Origin of the sequence: Stutzerimonas kunmingensis, assembly GCF_014764705.1 — a bacterium.
Classification (GTDB): domain Bacteria; phylum Pseudomonadota; class Gammaproteobacteria; order Pseudomonadales; family Pseudomonadaceae; genus Stutzerimonas.
In genome coordinates this window covers 1-19,322 of record NZ_JACXXG010000050.1, presented here as the reverse complement: position 1 = coordinate 19,322, position 19,322 = coordinate 1, and the positions used below count along the sequence as shown (strand labels likewise).

Genomic DNA, 19,322 nt, shown 5'->3' with positions numbered 1-19,322 from the left:
GTAAGCGCTTCGACTTCAAGTGCCCCATCGAAGTTATGGGTGAGGTGATGCAGAAGGCCATGGCTATGCGGCATGATGCTCCAGCTTCAATTCAATGACCGTGTTGCACTCAGCTCCTGCAACCGCCCCTTTTCAGTTGACCTCCAGTCTCACGCACATAAGCTCGACTCTGTTGCAACTGAAAACTTCGGTTACAACCAAAGACGCGTCATTCATTTTCAGAGGCGTCTTAATTCAACTAGAAAAACAGGATCCTTACGTGACGAAAGACGAACTGCGCGCCGAACTTGAGCGCCAGGCGCAGCGCTTTACCAATGTCTATGGTGGTGAAATTACGACTTACGCGGCTGAACGCGAACCCGAGCGCAAGCCGTGGCGCAAGAAACCCACTGTGCTTGATCAAGTGTTTCAGCGGGAACTGCAGAAGCTCGAACAGGAAAAACATGCCGATTGTGAAAGCGCGGCAACTGGGCAAGCCTGATCCTGACCTCCGTGCAGGTCAGGAAGTCAACTAGCGCAGCCAATACAAACAGCAGTAGTGAACTGAAGAGCGCCGATAAGTCAGCGCTTACCGCCGAGTAACGAGCCGAGCAACCCTCTGGCCAACTGACGCCCCAACTGACTGGCAGCCTGGCTCAACGCACTTTTGACGACTCGTCCGGCCAGATCCCCCAGATCGCTGCCTGCACTGCTCTTGCCTCGCGCAGGCTTCTCGACCGGACGCTCAGCCTCCTCGACTGCCTGCATGGCCCGAGCACTCAGTATTTCGTAGGCCGACTCACGGTCGACGGGCTTGTCATAACGGCCACGCAAGCTGGACCTCGCGATAAGCTGCATGCGCTCAGCTTCACTCAGCGGCCCCACTCGCGACTGTGGCGGCGCGATCGAGACTCGCTGCACCATCGCCGGCGTGCCTTTCGCCTCGAGCCCACCGACCAGGGCCTCGCCGATGCCCAACTGGGTCAGCACATCCAGCGTCGCAAAGTTCGGGTTCGCACGAAATCCGTCAGCCACCGAGCGCAGTGCTTTCTGCTCCTTGACGGTGTATGCCCGCAAACCATGCTGGATTCGCAGCCCCAGCTGCGCCAGTACCTGGTCAGGCAGATCGGCTGGGGACTGAGTGACGAAATAGACGCCAACACCTTTCGAACGAATCAGCCGCACCACCTGCACCAGCCGCTCCTGCAACGCCTTGGGCGTATCGCCAAACAGAAGGTGCGCCTCATCGAAGAACAGGACCAGCAAAGGCCTGTCGGCATCGCCCCGCTCCGGAAGCTGCTCGAAGAGTTCGGCAAGCAGCCATAGCAGGAAGGTCGCATAAACCTTGGGCGCCTCATGCACCAGTACGCTGGCATCGAGCAGATGGATGGGACCTCGGCCGTCCGCCGCGGGGTGCAACAGATCCTCGAGTTGCAGGGCTGGCTCACCGAACAGCGCCTCGGCGCCCTGCTGTTCGAGCGTTGCCAGGCGTCGCAGCAGGGCCTGTGACGATGCACCGGTAAACAATGCACCGTCCTCGCCGAGCAACTGCGGCTCAGCCTTGAGGTGAGCCAACAGCGCCTTGAGGTCCTTCAGATCGAGTAGCAGCAGGCCTTCGCGGTCTGCCACCTTGAACGCCGCGTACAAAGCGGCCTGCTGGCTGTCGGTGAGCTGCAGCAGGCTTCCCAGCAGCAGCGGCCCCATCTCGCTCAACGTAGTACGCAGCGGATGGCCGCTACGACCATGCACGTCCCACAGGGTCACCGGGTACGCCTGCGGCTGATGGTCCAGCCAGGGCATGCTGGCGATCCGCTCGGCGATCTTGCCCTGCGGTGCACCGGCAGCACCCAGGCCACAGAGATCGCCCTTGATGTCGGCAGCGAACACGGCAACTCCGGCATCGCTGAACTGCTCGGCCAGACGTTGCAAGGTCACTGTCTTGCCGGTGCCGGTGGCTCCGGCAATCAACCCGTGCCGATTGGCCAGGCGCAGGGACTGGCTGTTCGGTTCACCCGTCGCATCAGCGCCGAGTACCAGACGATCGATTGCAGCCTTCATCAACCCGCCTCCTTGTCGTGCTCGCGCGCTCCGGATGGGGCGCTCTCGTCGGGCGTCGATGCACTCGATTGCCGACCTGCATTGCCCTGCTCAGCCTGAAACTCGGCCCATAGCGCTGCGGCATCGGCGAACTCGGCGCCCTGCTCGGGCGACAGCGCCTCAGGATCGTATCGCTGTGTACAACCACTGCCGATGATGGGCGGCGCCTTGGCCGCGGCACGCTCGAGGGGATCGGTCACAGATGCTCCCGGATGTCAGTTGAACACCATCGTCTTGTTGCTGTGTACCAGCACACGGTCCTCCAAGTGATAGCGCAGGCCGCGAGAAAGCACCATCTTCTCTACGTCCTTGCCGAGCCGGACCATGTCCTCGATGCTGTCGCGATGGCTAACGCGCACCACGTCCTGCTCGATGATCGGGCCGGCGTCGAGCTCCTCGGTGACATAGTGACAGGTGGCGCCGATCAGCTTCACGCCGCGCAGCGAGGCCTGGTGATAGGGCTTGGCGCCGACGAAGGACGGCAAAAAGCTGTGATGGATGTTGATCACGCGCTGGGCGAACTCGTCGCACAGCTCGGACGGCAAGATCTGCATGTACCGCGCGAGCACAATTACATCGGCGCGCTGCTCGCGGACCAGGCGGGTGACTTCGGCGAACGCCTCCTGCTTATTGGCGGGGTCGACCGGCACGTGAATGTAGGGAATGCCATGCCATTCGACCATGCTGCGCAGGTCGTCATGGTTGGAAATCACGCAGGGAATGTCGCAGTCCAGCTCGCCGCTGTGCCAACGGTGCAGCAGATCGGCCAGGCAGTGGGATTCGCGACTGGCCATCAGCACCACGCGTTTGCGTTGCTCGGAGTCGGTGACTCGCCACTCCATTGAAAACTCACGAGCGATCGGAGCGAACGCCTGACGGAAACCGTCCAGATCGAAAGGCAGTGAGTCCGCGCGAATCTCGTGACGCATGAAGAACCAACCGCTCTGGTGATCCGAATGATGGTTGGCTTCAGTGATCCAGCCGTTGTAAGTGGCAAGAAAGTTACTGACCTTGGCAACAATGCCAACGCCATCGGGACAGGCAATGACCAGCCTGAAAGTGCGCATCAACGGTTACTCCGACTCAATGGGAAATGCGGCATTCTAGCCCAGCAGACAAAAGCACAGCCATCGCCATTAAGATCGAGGCGCAGCGCCAACTATGCGCGATGACGCAAACGGCGCGGCTCGCAGTCATCGGATTGTTATGCAAAGCATAAAAACCAATCGAAAAAACTTGTCCGATAAAACAGGCTTTCCGCTTGATTTAAGCCTGCGCACGGCTGCAATAGCAGTTCTTAGCCTGCGTCACATATCCTTTCAAATAGTAGTGCGGCTTTTTTACAAGGCTATATTTACTTGCGGATTACGCAGGACTATGATTGCTGCCACTTGCGTTCAAACCTATCCCAAGGAAGTCATATGTCACTTATCAATGAGTATCGCGCTACTGAAGAAGCCATCAAGGAACTTCAAGAGCGCCTGAAGTCGCTATCCGAAGACGACAAGCTGAAAAAGGAACTGGAATTCGAAGGCAAGCTGCGCGAACTCATGGGTGAATACCAGAAGTCCCTACGCGACATCATTGCCCTGCTCGATCCGGAAGCCTCTCGCAACAGCAAGAGCCCTCGCGCTGCAAAAGCTCCCGCGACCAGCAAGCGCGCCCGCCGCGTGAAGCAATATAAAAACCCACACAGCGGTGAAGTGATTGAAACCAAAGGCGGCAATCACAAGACCCTGAAAGAATGGAAAGCCCAGTGGGGCTCCGACACCGTGGAAAGCTGGGCCACCCTTCTCGGCTAAGCGGCTACGGTTTATAACGAACGCCGTTTCTCGACATTAATCATTGATGTCGGGAAACGGCGTTTTTATTTGTGCTGCACTCTTCCTTCCCCGCTCGATTCAGGCGTGGCGCACAAACATACGCCTTCCCCAAGAGTTAATTGCTCAAGCGGTAACGCTCACGCAACCCCTGACCGTACTCGCGCCATTGCTGCAACAGTTGCCGTTGTGCCGGCGTGGCGCCGATCATGAATTGCTCGATATCCGACTCGAACTGCACGAGGGTGTTGGGCGCGCCACATGCCCCATCACTCAGCCGCTGTTGGCAGAACTGACGCCATTGCGCTTGCTCGTCGACGGATAACGCTTCAGGAAAGTTACGCGCGCGGTAACGAAACAACAGCTCGTCGAGGCGCGCATCATCGAATCGGAATGGCTGTTTCGCCAGCTCCGCAGGTGACAGGCTACGGACCTGGTCGCACAGCCGCCGGTCGCGGTCCCCGAGAAAACCGTCATACAGCTGCTGCTCCGGATCATCAGTGCCAGCGAAGCGGTCTTCGCGATAGATGTCTTCGAGCTTGGTGCTCCAGATATGCCGCTGCTCTCGAAGCATCGCTGCACGCTCATGGCAGACCGGCATATCCAGACCAAGGCGCTGGATGTCTTGCGTGCGCAAAACCTTGAGCGACGCCACCACGGGACACTTGTTGACGTGCACCAGCTTCAAGGGCACCGGCAACTCGCCATCGGCGAGCTGGTCACGTCGGGTATACAGGCGCTGACGCAGCGTTTCAGCCGTTTCCTGCAAGAGCGGCTCCGGCCCGGCCTGCAGATCGCAGACGATCAGCGCATTGCGATTGCGCGGGTGCCAGCCCAGCGGCAGGACCACCGAGAGAAAATGCCGTGCAGCGGAGAAGCGGCCGGACACATGCACCATGGGTTCCAGCAACCGGATCTGCTCAAGTACCGCCTGCTTGCGGCGCAGGTTGTAGAGATAGTCGTACAGCCGCGGCTGCCGATCGCGAACGAGTCTGGCCAGGGCAATGGTCGCGCGCACGTCGGATAGCGCGTCGTGCGCATTCAGATGTTCCAGCCCGTTGGCCACGCTCAGTCGTTCGAGTTTGAGCGTCACCCGCCCCTCCTCTTCAGGCCAGACCAGGCCTTCCGGGCGCAGAGCATAAGCCGTGCGTACCAGATCGATCAGATCCCAGCGGCTGTTGCCGCCCTGCCATTCACGGGCATAGGGATCGTAGAAGTTGCGGTACAGGCTGTAGCGCGTCACCTCGTCGTCGAACCGCAGGCTGTTGTAACCGGCGCCGCAGGTGCCAGGCATCGACAGCTGTTGATGCAGGCGATGAATGAACTCGGCCTCGCACAAGCCCTTCTGTTCGAGGGTCGCGGGGGTGATCCCAGTGACCAGGCAGGCCGCCGGATGCGGAAGGATGTCGTCGGAGGGACGGCAATAGATGTTCAGCGGCTCGCCGATTTCCTCGAGCGCCTCGTTGGTGCGGATACCCGCCACCTGCAACGGACGGTCGCGGCTGGGCGAGATTCCTGTGGTTTCGAAGTCGTACCAGAAGATGCTTGAATTCACGGGAGAGTCCTTCTCGATCAGCGCGGCAGTCTATCAGCCAGGGCGGCACATCGCCGCGTGCGTCAACCGATCTGCCCGCTCAGCATTGGGTATGCGAACGACATCCTGCAAAGCAGCAGGCACTTCGCCATAATCACACCCCTCCGGCTTGCCCTCCGCTCAGACGACTCAGGCGCATTGCCGCAGCGGCACTTGCCGCATAGCATCGACCTTTGCCTACCTCAGACGACTTTACCCTTGCCTTCAGCTTTCGACCGACCATTGCCGCTCGACAATAGCCATCGCGTGGAGACGCCCGAAGGCATCGATCTACTCCTGCGTCCGGCCGGGCTCGTACCGCGCGCGCTGGCCTTTGCCATCGACCTGGCGCTCCGTGCTGCCATCCTGCTAGCCCTCTTCATCATCCTGGGGATGCTGGGCAATTTTGGTATCGGTCTTGGGACGCTTCTGCTGTTCCTTGTGCAATGGTGGTACATGGTGCTCTTCGAAGTACTGAACCAGGGACGTACACCTGGCAAGTACTGGCTGGGTCTGCGAGTAGTGCATGACGATGGCACGCCGGTCGGCTGGACCTCCTCGCTGACGCGCAACCTGCTGCGCTTCGTCGATATGCTGCCGTTCGGCTATTTTCTCGGCGCACTGAGCTGCCTGGGCCACCCTGCCTTCAAGCGTCTCGGCGATCTCGCCGCAGGGACCTTGGTGGTCTACCGGGAAAGACCACAAGCGCGCCCGACGCTGCCGGAGGTGGAAGCTGCCAAACCGCCTTTTGCGTTAAGTCTCGATGAGCAACGCGCTCTTATTGCCTTCTCCGAGCGTCATGCCAGTCTTTCTGCCGAGCGGCGTCTGGAGCTGGCTTCGATCCTTGCCGAACCGCTGGCGGTTACCGGTGAGAACGCCGAGGCAAAGATCCATGGCATCGCCCGCTCACTGGTAGGCGCGCCATGAAGCAGGCCGCCTTCGAACGCCAGCATCACGCCGACTGGCATGACTTCATCGGCCAGCTGGACGCGCTGGAGCGTGGCAAGCCAAGTCCCAGCCAGGCCAGCGACTTCCCCGCCGCCTACCGCCGTCTTTGCCAACACCTGGCGCTGGCCGAATCGCGCGGCTACAGCAGCCAGCTGATCGATCAGTTGCGCCAGCTCGCCCTGCGCGGCCATCAGCAGTTCTATCGGCACCGCAGTCCATTGCTGGGGCGACTGCTCGGGTTCATCACCGGTGGCTTCGCCCGCGCGGTCCGTGAGCAGTGGCGTTGCGTACTGGCAGCAAGCCTGCTCTTCTACGGCAGCCTGCTCGGCATGGCCGCTTTGGTCTTCGCCTTCCCGGAGCTGGTGTTCAGCATCCTGCCGCCGGACCAGGTCACACAGATGGAACAGATGTACGACCCGGACGCCAGCCGCCTGGGTCGCTTCGCCGAACGGGGCTCGGGCGACGATTGGCTGATGTTCGGCTATTACGTGATGAACAATATCGGCATCGCATTCCAGACGTTCGCCAGCGGGCTGCTGTTCGGCCTGGGTACGCTCTTCTTCCTGCTGTTCAATGGCCTGACGATCGGCGCCGTCGCGGGCCACCTGAGCGCCATCGGCTACCACCAGCCGTTCTGGTCGTTCGTCATCGGCCATGGCGCGTTCGAGCTGACCGCCATCACCCTTGCCGGCGCCGCGGGGCTGCAGCTCGGCGTAGCGCTGGTGGCGCCGGGGCGCCTGACCCGCGCAGAGGCGCTGCGTCAGGCCGCCAAGCGAGGCATCCAGCTGGTCTGCGGGGCCACCCTGTTCTTGCTGATCGCTGCCTTTGTTGAGGCCTACTGGTCATCCATGACCCTGACCTCGCCCATGATCAAGTACATCGTCGGCGCGCTGCTCTGGCTGATCGTGTCCGTTTACTTCGCGTTTGCCGGGAGGGCGCAGCATGCAGCTGAGTGATGCCAGCGTCTCGATCCGCCCGCGCAGTCCATGGGAGGCGCTGGACCTCGGCACCCTGCTCGCCAGGCGCCACGCGAAGCTGCTGATGACGACCTGGGCGGCCGTGACGCTGCCGCTTTTCGGCCTGATCAGTCTGCTGCTGTGGCAGCACCCAAGTCTGGCGCTGCTGCTGTTCTGGTGGCTCAAACCCCTGTACGAGCGCTTGCCGCTGCACATCCTGTCCAAAGCACTGTTCGGTGAAACACCAGACTTTCGAGAAAGCCTGCGAGCCTTCCCCGGCCTGCTGCGGCCACAGCTGTTGGCCAGTCTCACCTGGCGTCGCCTGAGCACGACGCGCAGCTTCGATCTGCCAGTGCAGCAGCTCGAGGGGCTCGACGGCAAGGCACGCAAGCAACGCCTGCTCACGCTCAGTCTGCGCAGCGGCCGCGCGCCCAGCTGGCTGACCGTGGTCGGCGTGCATCTGGAAGGAGCCCTCTGGCTCGGCCTGCTCGGCGTGCTGTATTTCCTGCTGCCGGCGCAGCTGGTACAGCGCTGGAACTGGGAAGATCTGCTCGGGCTGAGCGCCGAATGGCTCTGGCTGGAACACCTGTCCAATCTGCTCTATGCGCTGGTGCTCATCGTCTGGGAGCCTATCTATGTCGCCTGTGGCTTCAGCCTCTATCTCAATCGACGCACTCATCTGGAGGCGTGGGACATAGAGCTGGCCTTCCGTCGACTGCGCCAGCGCCTGCTCAGCGCTGCACCAGCGGTGCTGCTTGCCTGTGGCCTGTTGTTCTGGCCGACAGCGCACGATGCCTGGGCAGCGGCGCCAACGGCCGACACAGCGCAACAGGGCCCGAAAAGCGAGCGTCTGCTGAATCAGCCACTGACCAGCGAGACGGCCCGCGAACGAATCGACGCGCTGCTCGACCAACCGCCCTTTCAGCACCGGGAGACGGTCACCCGTTGGCGCTTTGGTGCGCAAGACAGCCCGCAGGAGCCCGGCGCTCTGGCGCGCCTGCTCGAACGCCTGCTGCAGGGTGGCTCGCTGTGGGAAAGCCTGGAAAGGCTGGCGCAGGCACTCGAAGTTCTACTCTGGACCGCACTGGCCTTGCTGGTCGCGCTTCTGCTGTGGCGCTACCGCGACTGGCTGCAGACTTTCGGCAGCCGCATACAGCTGCCGGCCAGGCGCCGCCAACCTGCACCCGCGCAGCTGTTCGGCCTCGACGTCGCGCCCGAAAGCCTGCCAAACGACGTTGCCAGCGAGGCCGAACGACTCTGGCAGCAGGATCCGCGCGCATCTCTGGCACTTCTCTATCGCGGCTTGCTCAGCCGCCTGCTGCATGATTTCCAGCTGCCGCTGAAGGCGGCGCATACCGAGGGCGAGGTGCTGGCGCGCGTGCGACAGCTTCAGCGCGAACCGCTGTCGCGCTTTGCCGAGCAACTTACGCAGCATTGGCAGCACCAGGCCTACGGGCACCGGAACGCCGAAGACGTGGTCCGCGACGAACTGTGTGCCGGCTGGCGTGCGCTGTTTGCCGAGGAGTCGAGGCCATGAACCGACTCCGCCCTCGCCTGCTCGCCGCGGCCGCGGTCCTGCTGATCGGTCTGCTGGTCATCTGGTTGACCGGCAAGCTGCAATCCTATGAAGACGTCGTCGAGCACGGCCCGACCCCGGAAGCGCGCAGCAACACCTACCTGGCCGCCGAGCTGTTCCTGCGCGACCTTGGCCTGCAGGTCGTGCATCAGGAAGGCATCGCCGGACTTGAGACCCTGCCCACCTCTGGCCAGACGCTGCTCCTGCTCGGTGACCGCGGCAACCTGACCCCGCGGCAGACCGAGCGCCTGCTGGACTGGGCAAACGCCGGCGGCCATCTGGTCGTGGTTGCAGAGCGACTGTGGGATGAAGAGAACGGCAAAAGCGGCGACCTGCTGTTCGACCGGCTCAATCTGCAGCAGTACGCAGCTGACGACCTGGACGATGATGCGCAGACACCGCAGTCATCCACCGCCGAACAGCATCCGCAGCTGACCAAGCTGTATCTGGAGAATGAAAGCGCGCCGGCCTATCTGGCCTTCGATACCGACTTTCACCTCTATGATGCCGACAACCGCGCCCACGCCTGGGCCAACAGCGCAGGCGCCACGCACATGCTGCAACTGCAGCACGGTGACGGGCTGATCACCGCGCTGACCGACAGCTGGATCTGGCAGAACCGCAACATCGATCAGTACGACCATGCCTGGCTGCTCTGGTATCTGACTCAGGACAGCGCGGTGACTCTGGTGCACCGCAGCGAACACGACGGCTTGCTCGCACAGCTGCGCCGCCATTTCCCCGAACTTCTCACCGTGCTGGGCCTACTTGTGGCGTTCGCGCTCTGGCATGCCGGCCAACGCTTCGGCCCACTGCAGGCTCCGCTCAACCCGGCGCGTCGCCAGCTGCAGGAACACCTGCGTGGGTCGGCGGAGTTCCTGCTGCGCCATGGTCGCCAGCACAGTCTGCTGCAGCCGCTGCAACAGGACATCCAGCGCCGAGCGGGGCAACGTCATCCGGGCTTCGAACAGCTTCCGCCGAGTGCCCAGCTGCCACTGCTCGCCCGTCTCTCCAGCCTGCCGATCGCCAGCATCGAGCTGGCCATGCGCCCACTGCCGCAGCAACGTCTGTCGGCTACCGAATTCACCCGACAGGTCGCCCACCTGCAAACCCTCAGGAACGCGCTATGAGCGAACACATCCCAGAATCCGGCAACCCTGCTCCGGCCTCCAACCCGGTGAGCCAGCGCCTGCGAGCCAGCCAGCTCGCCCAGGCGCTGCGCGACGAGCTGCACAAGGCGGTGATCGGCCAGGACGACGTCATCGATGGCGTTCTGACCGCGCTGATCGCCGGCGGCCACGTGCTCATCGAAGGCGTGCCGGGGCTGGGCAAGACACTGCTGGTACGGGCGCTGGCGCGCTGCTTCGGCGGCGAGTTCTCGCGCATCCAGTTCACCCCCGACCTGATGCCCAGCGACGTCACCGGCCATGCCGTCTACGACATGCAGAGCGAGCAGTTCAAGCTGCGCAAGGGGCCGGTGTTCACCAACCTTCTGCTGGCCGATGAAATCAACCGTGCGCCAGCCAAGACTCAGGCCGCGCTGCTCGAGGTGATGCAGGAACGCCAGGTCACCCTGGAAGGCAAGGCCCTGGCGGTTCCGCAACCTTTTCTGGTCATGGCCACGCAGAACCCCATCGAACAGGAAGGCACCTACCCACTGCCGGAAGCCGAGCTTGACCGCTTCATGCTGATGTTGCGCATGGACTACCCCCAGGCGAACGAAGAGCTGGAGCTGGTACGCCAGGTCACCCGCTCGGCACGCGCCGACATGCTCGACGTCAGCGCCTTGCGCCAGCTGGTACAGGCCCGGGATGTGCTGGCCCTGCAGAAGATCGCCAGCGAACTGCCTCTGGACGATCAGGTACTGGACTATGCCGTGCGCCTTGCCCGCACCACTCGCAGCTGGCCGGGGCTGGCGCTGGGTGCTGGCCCCCGCGCATCGATCGCGCTGGTTCGTGGTGGTCGCGCCAGAGCGCTGCTGCGCGGCGGCGAGTTCGTCACGCCTGATGACATCAAGGGTTGCGCGCTGGCGGTACTGCGTCACCGGGTGCGCCTGTCGGCAGAGCTGGATATCGAGGGACTGTCGGTGGACCAGGTGCTGCAGCAGCTACTCGATCAGGTCGCGGCGCCACGCGCATGACGCCATCCCGTCGCCTGCTCGTTGCGCTGGCCGCGCTGGGGCTCGTGGCCATTCCTCTTGGCGTTCTCACCGCGTTCGGCGTCGAAGCCGGGCACTGGCAGTCCGCCTGGTGGGGCCTGTTGCTGGCGCTGGTTACGGTGACATCGCTCGACGCCTTCGCCCTGAGGCGACTGCCGTCGCCTGCGCTGCAACGCAGCCTGTCGGGAAATCTGCCACTGGGCCACTGGAGCAACGTGCAACTGCTGGTGCGCAACGCACATTCCCGCGCAATCGAGCTGGAGCTGTTCGACCACGTGCCTGAGGGCATGATCTTCGAACAGCTGCCGCAATGCATGCGGCTGCAGCCCGCCGAACATTGCCAACTCGACTACCGTCTGCGCCCGACCCGCCGCGGCCAGTTCGTTTTCCAGCACTGCGATCTTCGCCTGGCCAGCCCGTTGGGCCTCTGGCGCAGCAGACGCCAGCTTGAGCTTGTCGACGAAACCCGGGTGTATCCCGACTTCGCTCGGTTGCACGGAGCCAGCCTGCAGGCGATCGACGTCTGGTTGAATCGCCTCGGCGTCCGCCAGCAACCGCGCCGCGGGCTGGGGCTGGAATTTCACCAGCTACGCGAGTTCCGCGAGGGCGACACCCTGCGGCAGATCGACTGGAAAGCCACGGCGCGGGCACGCATGCCGATTGCCCGCGAATATCAGGACGAGCGCGACCAGCAGATCGTGCTGATGCTCGACTGCGGTCGGCGTATGCGCAGCCAGGACGCCGAACTCACGCACTTCGACCATGCCCTCAACGCTGCCCTGCTGCTGGCCTATGCCGCGTTGCGCCAGGGCGATGCCGTGGGCGCCTGCACCTTCGCCGGCGAACAGCCGCGTCACGTCACCCCAGCCAAGGGCCAACAGCAACTTCACGTGTTACTGAACGGTCTTTACGACCTGCAGCCCACCCAGCAGCCCGCAGACTACGGCGCAGCGGTCGATCGGTTGCTGGCCCGGCAACAGCGCCAGGCACTGGTTATCGTGCTGAGCAACCTGCGCGATGAGGACGATGCCGAGCTGCACGGGGCGCTGAAGCGGCTCTCACGCAAACATCGGGTGTTGTTGGTGAGCCTGCGCGAAGAAGTACTGGACCAGCTGCGCCTGCGGCCGGTGCAGAGCCTGGACGACGCGCTCGACTACTGCGGCGCCCAGGACTACCTGAACGCCCGCCAGGCGCTGCACAAGCGCCTGGCGGCCCATGGCATGCCGGTACTCGACGTCCAGCCTTGCGATCTGGGGCCGGCACTTATCGGGCGTTATCTGGCGTGGAAGAAAACCGGGACGCTGTGAGCGCGGCTCACAGACCGTGGCAGCAGTCCTTGTCAGTGAATCGATCCGATGCCGGGCTGGCATGATGCGCCAGAGGAATGTGCAACATCGGCTGGAAACTGAAGTAGTGATGCAGGGCAGCGATCATCTCGCGGATATCCCCGGGCGGGTCGATCAGGGAAAAGCCGGTATCGTAGCTGCCCGGCGTCACATCCTCGCTTGACCACAGACTGAACGCACTGAAATCCACTTGCCGCAGTTGACCGCTCTGGCCCGGAATCTTCAGGCGCATCTCGAAGCGAACACCAAGCATCATCGGATAGGGGCTGATCAGCATCAGCCCGCCCTCGGACAGGTTGCCGATGAAGCCCAGCGGCTTCTCGGTGAACCGATTGAATACGTTGAGGTAGTACGGCAACTGATGCCGCTGGATACGACGCTGGTTCGCCATGTTCATGTCGTCGGAGCCTTCAGCCTTAACCCTGCAATTCGAGTCCTGTCGGCTCAACTGCATTCCTGGCTGATACGCATCGCCAGGCGCTGTCGAGCCGCCTCTACTTCACTTTCACTGTAGTAGACGCGCTCTCCGGCTGCATCGTTACGAAAAAAACGTCCGCCAAGCTGCAGTCGCGACAACTGGCTGCGCAAGCCCTGGCATTCCTGATCTCGTGCAGCCCGCGCTTTGCTGGCCTGCTCCCTCGCTGCCTGCTGCTCCTGCCGCCGCGCATCGAAGAATCGTTCGCTGCGCGCCTCACGCTCACGGGTCTGGTCGTCGCGTTCGACGACCTGGGGCCGAACCTCGACCTGCTCGGCTCCGGCTGCCGGGCGCTGGCCGAAGTGAACCTGTCCGTTGGCATCGGTCCAGCGATAGATCTGCGCATCTGCCAGTGCAGGCAGCAGCATGGCGGTCATCAGCAAAGCTCGCATGATCCCTCACATGGCTTTCATGAAATCAACGTTTGGCCGGCTGAACCACCGGCGGTGCCTCGGCATGATAGTGGCCCAGCTGCCTCAGCGTCTCCAGGCGCGCACGAGCGCGATAGGCGTACTCGCTGGCAGGGTATCGCTCGACGATGAAACGATAGGTTTCGCCAGCGTCGACGAACAGGCCCTGGCGCTCCAGACACTGGCCGCGCAACAGTGAAATCTCCGGCTGGACCTGGCTGCGCGGCTTGCTACGGCGTTCTGCCTGCGACAGTGATTGCATCACCCGCTCGCAGTTGTCGGCCTCGTAGTACTGGTAAGCCGCATCCAGGTGGCGATCGAAAGCATGCCGACTGCTGCAGCCGACGGTCAGAAGACTCAGGAAAACGATGATCAGGGTGCGCATGGGTTCCTCCGTATGCTCCTGTATCGACCGGGTTGGAAAAACCTGCAGACAGCCCGTCAGCCGGACGCAAAGAGTAGTGCTCGCCGAGCGATGACTACAACCGGCGAGCATAGTAGCCTCGGGGCCAGCCAGAAAAAGGAGCAATTGAATGATTCCGCGTCGCACCAAGATCGTCGCCACCCTGGGCCCAGCGAGCAGCTCGCCGGAGGTGTTGGAAAAGATGATCGTCGCCGGGCTGGACGTAGCCCGCCTGAATTTCTCCCACGGCAGCCCCGACGAGCATCGTGCCCGGGCCGAGCTGGTCCGTGAAATCGCCGCGCGCCACGGCCGCTTCGTCGCGCTGCTCGGAGACCTGCAGGGGCCGAAGATCCGCATTGCCAAGTTCACCGACAAGCGCATCGAGCTGAAGGAAGGCGACCAGTTCCGCTTCTCCGTGACCCATCCGCGCGACGCCGGCAATCAGGAAGTGGTCGGCATCGATTACCCGGATCTGGTCAAGGATTGCGGCGTCGGCGATGAGCTCCTGCTCGACGACGGCCGCGTGGTGATGCGCGTCGACAACGCCACCGCGGACGAACTGCACTGCACCGTACTGATCGGTGGCCGGCTGTCGGACAACAAGGGCATCAACCGTCGCGGCGGCGGCCTGACTGCCCCGGCGCTGACCAACAAGGACAAGGCCGACATCAAGTTGGCCGCCGACCTGCAGCTGGACTACCTGGCAGTTTCCTTCCCTCGTGATGCCGCTGACATGGACCTGGCCCGCCGCCTGCGCGACGAAGCTGGCTCCGACGCCTGGCTGATCGCCAAGATCGAGCGGGCCGAAGCGGTCGCCGACGATGAGGCGCTGGATGGCCTGATCCGCGCCAGCGACGGCGTGATGGTGGCGCGCGGCGATCTCGGCGTGGAAGTTGGCGATGCCGAGCTGGTCGGCATTCAGAAGAAGATCATTCTGCACGCCCGCCGCCACAACAAGGTGGTGATCACCGCGACGCAGATGATGGAGTCGATGATCCACAGCCCGATGCCGACCCGCGCCGAGGTATCCGATGTAGCCAACGCCGTGCTGGACTACACCGATGCGGTGATGCTCTCGGCCGAAAGCGCCGCCGGCGAATACCCGATCGAAGCGATCAAGGCCATGGCCCGTGTGTGCTGCGGCGCGGAGAAGCACCCGACCAGCACCAAGTCCGGACACCGCCTCGGCCAGCAGTTCGAGCGCTGCGACGAGAGTGCCGCGCTCGCTGCGATGTACACCGCCAACCACTTCCCGGGGGTCAAGGCCATCATCGCCCTGACCGAAAGCGGCTATACACCGCTGATCATGTCGCGCATCCGGTCTTCGGTACCGATCTTCGCCTTCTCGCCGCACCGCGAAACCCAGGCACGGGTCGCGCTGTTCCGCGGCGTGCAGACCATCCCATTCGATCCGGCTGCGCTACCTGCAGAAAAGGTCAGCCAGATGGCAGTCGAGGAGCTGCTCAAGCGCAACATCGTGCAGCCCGGTGACTGGGTGATCCTGACCAAGGGCGACAGCTACCACGACAGCACAGGCGGTACCAACACGATGAAGATCCTGCGCGTCGGCGATCAGTAAGGCTGGCAGGGAATCACACGAGGCCGGCTCTTTAGCCGGCCTCGTGCTGTCTGCGGGATCGAACGGGGAGCCAACTACCGCGGCTGAGTCGCGCTGACGAAAGCGTCGCTGAATATCTGTCCACGCGGCAGGCCCGCGAGAAACAGGCGCCTGGCGCAGGCGTCGACGAACGCCGAACCGCCGCAGAGCAGCGCGATGTCCCGCCGCGACGTTGGTCGTAGCGTCGAAAGCATGCTGTCACGCTGTTGCGCATCGACCCATTGCAGCTCCAGGTTCTCGTGCCTGTCCGCCAACTCCTGCAACGGCCCGCGCAGGTAGTGCTCGTCACGGCAAAAGTGCACCAGCCTGATCGTCCCGGCATGGCCCTGGCGCAGGCCCTCGCGCAACAGGCTGAACAAAGGGGCCAACCCGGTTCCCGAAGCCAGCAGCAATAAAGAGCGCTCGGACCACTCCGGCTCGTAATGCAATGCACCACCGTGCAGGTCGCCCAGCCGCAGCGTGTCGCCCGCGCGCAGCTGCCGCGCGGCATCGCAGAACGCCCCCGGCCTGGAGCAATCGAGATGAAACTCCAGCCAGGAATCGTCGCCGGGAAGGCTGGCCAGCGAATACGGCCTAGCGATGCCGGCACCGGTCCACAGCAACAGGTGCTGACCTGCACGATAGCGCAGCGGCCGCTCCGGCAGCAGACGCAGGCGCAACACGCTGCCGCTCAGCCACTCGGCGCTTTGCACCTGAGCGGGCAGTCCGTCGCGGCGGGGATCGAAGACTTCTACACCGAAATCCTCCTCGACACGGCACTGACAGGCCAGTCGCCAGCCGGCCGCATGCTGCTCGGGCCGCAGCAGGTCGGGTTGCAGATCGCGCGGTGCTCCGTCGACACAGCGCACCAGGCAGGCGTGGCAGCTGCCGGCGCGGCAACTGTAGGGTACGGGCAAGCCGGCAGCGATCAGGGCATCAAGCAGGTTGGTAGCGGGCGCGACCGACCAGCGCTTGCCGGCGCAATGCAACTCAGGCATCGGCGGTGACCCAGGCGGGTTCGCAACGATTGCGACCACCGCGCTTGGCTCGATAAAGCGCTTCGTCGGCACGCTGTAGCGCTGCATCCAGATCATCTCCGGCGTTCAGCAGGGTCAGGCCGATCGACAGGCTGAGATGTCCGGCTTCGATATTGGCGTCTTCCGGCTCGGCGTTGGCGAAAGCCTCTCGCAGGCGCTCACAGCACGCGGTGAACTGCTCGGCGTCGGTATTGGGCAGCAGTAGCACGAACTCCTCGCCGCCATAACGGGCCAGCACGTCGTCATCACGCAGACAGGACCGCGCCACGCTGGCAAAGGCCTGCAGCACGCGGTCTCCGGTGGCATGGCCGTGGATATCGTTGATGCGTTTGAAGTGGTCCAGATCGATGAGCGCCAGCCCCGATTGATGCCCCTTGCGCAAGCGGTTCAGGTCGCCCTCGGCGATGCGCAGGAAGCGCCGCCGGTTGTATAGGCCCGTCAACTCGTCGGTAGAAGCCAGATCCTCAAGTTGACGCATCATTCCGCGCAGGGTGTCCTGATGTGCCTGCAACGCGAAACGCCGCTGGCGCATGCGCTGGCGCAAGCGATACACGTGGCCGGCGAACAGACACATCCAGATCAGCGTCACCAGCAGCACGCTGGCCTGCAGCAGGAACACATCGGTCTCGATCGGCCGCTGCAGATAGTAATCTAGGGCAGCCATGCTGACGAAGCTGACGAAAGCCAGTGCGGCGTAGCGAATGAACACCTTCGGTGGCAGGAAGACGGCAAACATCAGCACCAGCAGATAGAGCACCAGCAGCGAACCACGCGCGCTACCGAGGTTGAACAGAAAGGTCGTCAGCCACAGCAGCCCCACCAGGACCTGCGGCTCAGTCAGGCTGGGATCCTTCGAGCGCAGGTTGACGCCTCGGTGAAACAGCCAGAAGAACAGCAGCTGACTCACCACAATCAATGCCGACTGCGCCACGGCGCTGGCCACCGAGGCCTGGTAGAAGCCCCCCGCCACCGCCACCCAGGTCAGCACCAGGCCCAGACCATAGGTCACGGAGGCCAGTGCGAATCGCCGCGTAACCAATTGCTGCAATGTACGCAGATCGGTCTCGTCACGCATCGCACTCATAGGGATCCTTCCCGCTGTGGCAATTTGCCGCACTCTACGCTTACCGAAAACAAAATCCTAGCCAGCATTCCCATCGCTCCTGGTCCATCCGTGTACCGCGCAGCCTGACGCGTTATACTGCGCCGCATTTTTTCGCGGCGCGTCGACTGCCACCCCCGACGCGCCTCTTATCGCCCCGTATGAGGACGCGCTGCATGACCGTGATCAAGCAAGACGACCTGATTCAAAGCGTCGCTGACGCTTTGCAGTTCATTTCTTACTACCACCCCGTGGATTTCATCCAGGCGATGCACGAAGCCTACCTGCGTGAAGAATCCCCGGCTGCCCGCGACTCCATGGCGCAGATCCTGATCAACTCGCGCATGTGCGCCACCGGTCATCGTCCGATCTGTCAGGACACCGGTATCGTCACCGTGTTCGTCCGTGTCGGCATGGACGTGCGCTGGGACGGCGCGACCATGAGCCTGGACGACATGATCAATGAGGGTGTGCGCCGCGCCTACAACCTGCCGGAAAACGTCCTGCGTGCTTCGATCCTGGCCGACCCGGCAGGTTCCCGCAAGAACACTAAGGACAATACGCCAGCCGTCATTCATTACTCCATCGTCCCAGGTGACAAAGTTGAGGTGGATGTGGCCGCCAAAGGCGGTGGCTCGGAAAACAAGTCGAAGATGGCCATGCTCAACCCGTCCGACTCGATCGTCGACTGGGTACTGAAGACCGTGCCGACCATGGGCGCCGGCTGGTGCCCGCCGGGCATGCTCGGCATCGGCATCGGCGGCACCGCCGAGAAAGCCGCGGTGATGGCCAAGGAAGTCCTGATGGAATCCATCGACATCCATGAGCTGAAGGCCCGTGGCCCGCAGAACCGCATCGAAGAGCTGCGTCTTGAGCTGTTCGAGAAGGTCAACCAGCTGGGCATCGGCGCCCAGGGCCTCGGCGGCCTGACCACCGTGCTCGACGTGAAGATCATGGATTACCCGACCCACGCCGCCTCGCTGCCGGTTTGCATGATCCCCAACTGCGCCGCCACCCGCCACGCACACTTCGTGCTCGACGGCTCCGGCCCGGCCGAACTGACCCCGCCGCCGCTGGATGCCTACCCGGAAATCGTCTGGGAAGCCGGCCCGAGCGCGCGCCGCGTCAACCTCGACACCATCACCCCTGAAGAAGTGCAGAGCTGGAAGCCGGGCGAGACCGTCCTGCTCAACGGCAAGATGCTCACCGGCCGCGACGCCGCGCACAAGCGCATGGTCGACATGCTGAACAAGGGCGAAGAGCTGCCGGTCGACCTCAAGGGCCGTTTCATCTACTACGTAGGCCCCGTCGATCCAGTCGGTGACGAAGTGGTTGGCCCGGCTGGCCCGACCACCGCGACGCGCATGGACAAGTTCACCCGTCAGATTCTCGAGAGCACTGGTCTGCTGGGCATGATCGGCAAGTCCGAGCGTGGCCCGATCGCCATCGAAGCGATCAAGGACAACAAGGCCGTCTACCTGATGGCGGTTGGCGGCGCGGCTTACCTGGTCGCCCAGGCGATCAAGAAGTCCAAGGTGCTGGCCTTCGCCGAGCTGGGCATGGAAGCGATCTACGAGTTCGAAGTGAAGGACATGCCGGTCACCGTCGCCGTCGACACCAACGGCGAGTCGGTGCACATCACCGGCCCGGCGATCTGGCAGCAGAAGATCGCCGACAGCCTGGCGGTCGAGGTGCAATAAGCGACACGCCAATAAAAAGGTTCATCGCGCTTTCCCGGGGAAGGCAGCCTTGATTTTCAGGAAAAAGTATTCCGAGTCCCGAAAACCATAGGCCATACGCTTGATCACCTTGATGCGGTTGTTGACGCCCTCAAGGACGCTGGTA

General features: G+C 63.1%; 20 protein-coding genes. 10 read left to right on the top strand and 10 right to left on the bottom strand.

Going from position 1 to position 19,322, the window contains the following annotated elements; genetic code table 11:
• Nucleotides 1-259 precede the first annotated feature (259 nt).
• Nucleotides 260-481: a hypothetical protein gene (locus IEG05_RS21710; protein ID WP_014821265.1), complete on the top strand. Its 222-nt coding sequence runs from the start codon at nucleotides 260-262 to the stop codon at nucleotides 479-481.
• 80 nt (nucleotides 482-561) lie between these two features.
• On the opposite strand, the gene IEG05_RS21705 is transcribed toward IEG05_RS21710, so the two are convergent.
• From IEG05_RS21705 to purU, 3 genes are read right to left on the bottom strand one after another with little or no spacing between them, the layout of a single operon-like run.
• Nucleotides 562-2,037: a helicase HerA-like domain-containing protein gene (locus tag IEG05_RS21705; protein ID WP_046622367.1), complete on the bottom strand. Its 1,476-nt coding sequence runs from the start codon at nucleotides 2,035-2,037 to the stop codon at nucleotides 562-564.
• The gene (locus tag IEG05_RS21700; protein ID WP_046622368.1) at nucleotides 2,037-2,276 is read right to left on the bottom strand and encodes a hypothetical protein; all 240 of its coding nucleotides are present in this window, start codon (nucleotides 2,274-2,276) and stop codon (nucleotides 2,037-2,039) included. Before IEG05_RS21700 ends, IEG05_RS21705 begins: the two co-directional genes overlap by 1 nt.
• 15 nt (nucleotides 2,277-2,291) lie before the next feature.
• Complete coding sequence (purU, locus tag IEG05_RS21695; protein WP_023446811.1) at nucleotides 2,292-3,143, bottom strand: formyltetrahydrofolate deformylase; 852 nt, start codon at nucleotides 3,141-3,143, stop codon at nucleotides 2,292-2,294.
• A 354-nt stretch (nucleotides 3,144-3,497) separates the two neighbouring features.
• Here purU and mvaT point away from each other — a divergent pair, with 354 nt between their 5' ends.
• Nucleotides 3,498-3,878: a histone-like nucleoid-structuring protein MvaT gene (mvaT, locus tag IEG05_RS21690; RefSeq protein ID WP_003303488.1), complete on the top strand. Its 381-nt coding sequence runs from the start codon at nucleotides 3,498-3,500 to the stop codon at nucleotides 3,876-3,878.
• A gap of 136 nt (nucleotides 3,879-4,014) precedes the next feature.
• On the opposite strand, the gene sbcB is transcribed toward mvaT, so the two are convergent.
• Complete coding sequence (sbcB, locus tag IEG05_RS21685) at nucleotides 4,015-5,451, bottom strand: exodeoxyribonuclease I (protein WP_046622369.1); 1,437 nt, start codon at nucleotides 5,449-5,451, stop codon at nucleotides 4,015-4,017.
• A 237-nt stretch (nucleotides 5,452-5,688) separates the two neighbouring features.
• Between sbcB and IEG05_RS21680 the strand changes: the two genes are divergently transcribed.
• Genes IEG05_RS21680 through IEG05_RS21655 form a run of 6 tightly spaced genes read left to right on the top strand, consistent with a single transcriptional unit; the run spans nucleotide 5,689 to nucleotide 12,414 of the window.
• Nucleotides 5,689-6,396, top strand: coding sequence for an RDD family protein (locus IEG05_RS21680; RefSeq protein WP_046622370.1), 708 nt, complete (start codon nucleotides 5,689-5,691; stop codon nucleotides 6,394-6,396).
• The gene (locus tag IEG05_RS21675) at nucleotides 6,393-7,373 is read left to right on the top strand and encodes a stage II sporulation protein M (RefSeq protein ID WP_046622383.1); all 981 of its coding nucleotides are present in this window, start codon (nucleotides 6,393-6,395) and stop codon (nucleotides 7,371-7,373) included. Before IEG05_RS21680 ends, IEG05_RS21675 begins: the two co-directional genes overlap by 4 nt.
• Nucleotides 7,360-8,910 (top strand): DUF4129 domain-containing protein, encoded by a 1,551-nt coding sequence (locus IEG05_RS21670; RefSeq protein ID WP_046622372.1) that lies wholly within the window; start codon nucleotides 7,360-7,362, stop codon nucleotides 8,908-8,910. Before IEG05_RS21675 ends, IEG05_RS21670 begins: the two co-directional genes overlap by 14 nt.
• Nucleotides 8,907-10,079, top strand: coding sequence for a DUF4350 domain-containing protein (locus IEG05_RS21665; protein ID WP_191122714.1), 1,173 nt, complete (start codon nucleotides 8,907-8,909; stop codon nucleotides 10,077-10,079). The genes IEG05_RS21670 and IEG05_RS21665 overlap by 4 nt, the downstream gene beginning before the upstream one ends.
• On the top strand, nucleotides 10,076-11,089 hold the full coding sequence (locus IEG05_RS21660; RefSeq protein WP_041014771.1) for an AAA family ATPase: 1,014 nt from the start codon (nucleotides 10,076-10,078) through the stop codon (nucleotides 11,087-11,089). Before IEG05_RS21665 ends, IEG05_RS21660 begins: the two co-directional genes overlap by 4 nt.
• Nucleotides 11,086-12,414, top strand: coding sequence for a DUF58 domain-containing protein (locus IEG05_RS21655; protein WP_046622377.1), 1,329 nt, complete (start codon nucleotides 11,086-11,088; stop codon nucleotides 12,412-12,414). Before IEG05_RS21660 ends, IEG05_RS21655 begins: the two co-directional genes overlap by 4 nt.
• 7 nt (nucleotides 12,415-12,421) lie before the next feature.
• Here the strand turns inward: IEG05_RS21655 and IEG05_RS21650 are convergent, their stop codons facing one another.
• The 3 genes from IEG05_RS21650 to IEG05_RS21640 are packed head-to-tail and all read right to left on the bottom strand — an operon-like array spanning nucleotide 12,422 to nucleotide 13,723.
• On the bottom strand, nucleotides 12,422-12,850 hold the full coding sequence (locus tag IEG05_RS21650) for a PilZ domain-containing protein (protein ID WP_014821276.1): 429 nt from the start codon (nucleotides 12,848-12,850) through the stop codon (nucleotides 12,422-12,424).
• Between the two features lie 47 nt (nucleotides 12,851-12,897).
• On the bottom strand, nucleotides 12,898-13,320 hold the full coding sequence (locus tag IEG05_RS21645) for a DUF4124 domain-containing protein (RefSeq protein ID WP_014821277.1): 423 nt from the start codon (nucleotides 13,318-13,320) through the stop codon (nucleotides 12,898-12,900).
• A gap of 25 nt (nucleotides 13,321-13,345) precedes the next feature.
• A complete protein-coding gene (locus IEG05_RS21640) occupies nucleotides 13,346-13,723 on the bottom strand; it encodes a tetratricopeptide repeat protein (protein WP_023446819.1) in 378 nt (125 codons plus the stop codon).
• Nucleotides 13,724-13,871: 148 nt separating this feature from the next.
• Between IEG05_RS21640 and pyk the strand changes: the two genes are divergently transcribed.
• Nucleotides 13,872-15,320, top strand: coding sequence for a pyruvate kinase (gene pyk, locus IEG05_RS21635; protein ID WP_046622378.1), 1,449 nt, complete (start codon nucleotides 13,872-13,874; stop codon nucleotides 15,318-15,320).
• Nucleotides 15,321-15,394: 74 nt separating this feature from the next.
• On the opposite strand, the gene IEG05_RS21630 is transcribed toward pyk, so the two are convergent.
• The gene (locus IEG05_RS21630; protein ID WP_046622380.1) at nucleotides 15,395-16,336 is read right to left on the bottom strand and encodes an iron-sulfur-binding ferredoxin reductase; all 942 of its coding nucleotides are present in this window, start codon (nucleotides 16,334-16,336) and stop codon (nucleotides 15,395-15,397) included.
• Nucleotides 16,329-17,459: a GGDEF domain-containing protein gene (locus IEG05_RS21625; RefSeq protein ID WP_046622382.1), complete on the bottom strand. Its 1,131-nt coding sequence runs from the start codon at nucleotides 17,457-17,459 to the stop codon at nucleotides 16,329-16,331. Before IEG05_RS21625 ends, IEG05_RS21630 begins: the two co-directional genes overlap by 8 nt.
• A 194-nt stretch (nucleotides 17,460-17,653) precedes the next feature.
• Here IEG05_RS21625 and IEG05_RS21620 point away from each other — a divergent pair, with 194 nt between their 5' ends.
• Nucleotides 17,654-19,177: a fumarate hydratase gene (locus IEG05_RS21620; protein WP_041014778.1), complete on the top strand. Its 1,524-nt coding sequence runs from the start codon at nucleotides 17,654-17,656 to the stop codon at nucleotides 19,175-19,177.
• 21 nt (nucleotides 19,178-19,198) lie between these two features.
• On the opposite strand, the gene IEG05_RS21615 is transcribed toward IEG05_RS21620, so the two are convergent.
• Nucleotides 19,199-19,322, bottom strand: a 124-nt coding sequence (locus IEG05_RS21615; RefSeq protein WP_135960834.1) for a transposase, incomplete at its 5' end; no start/stop codon positions are given.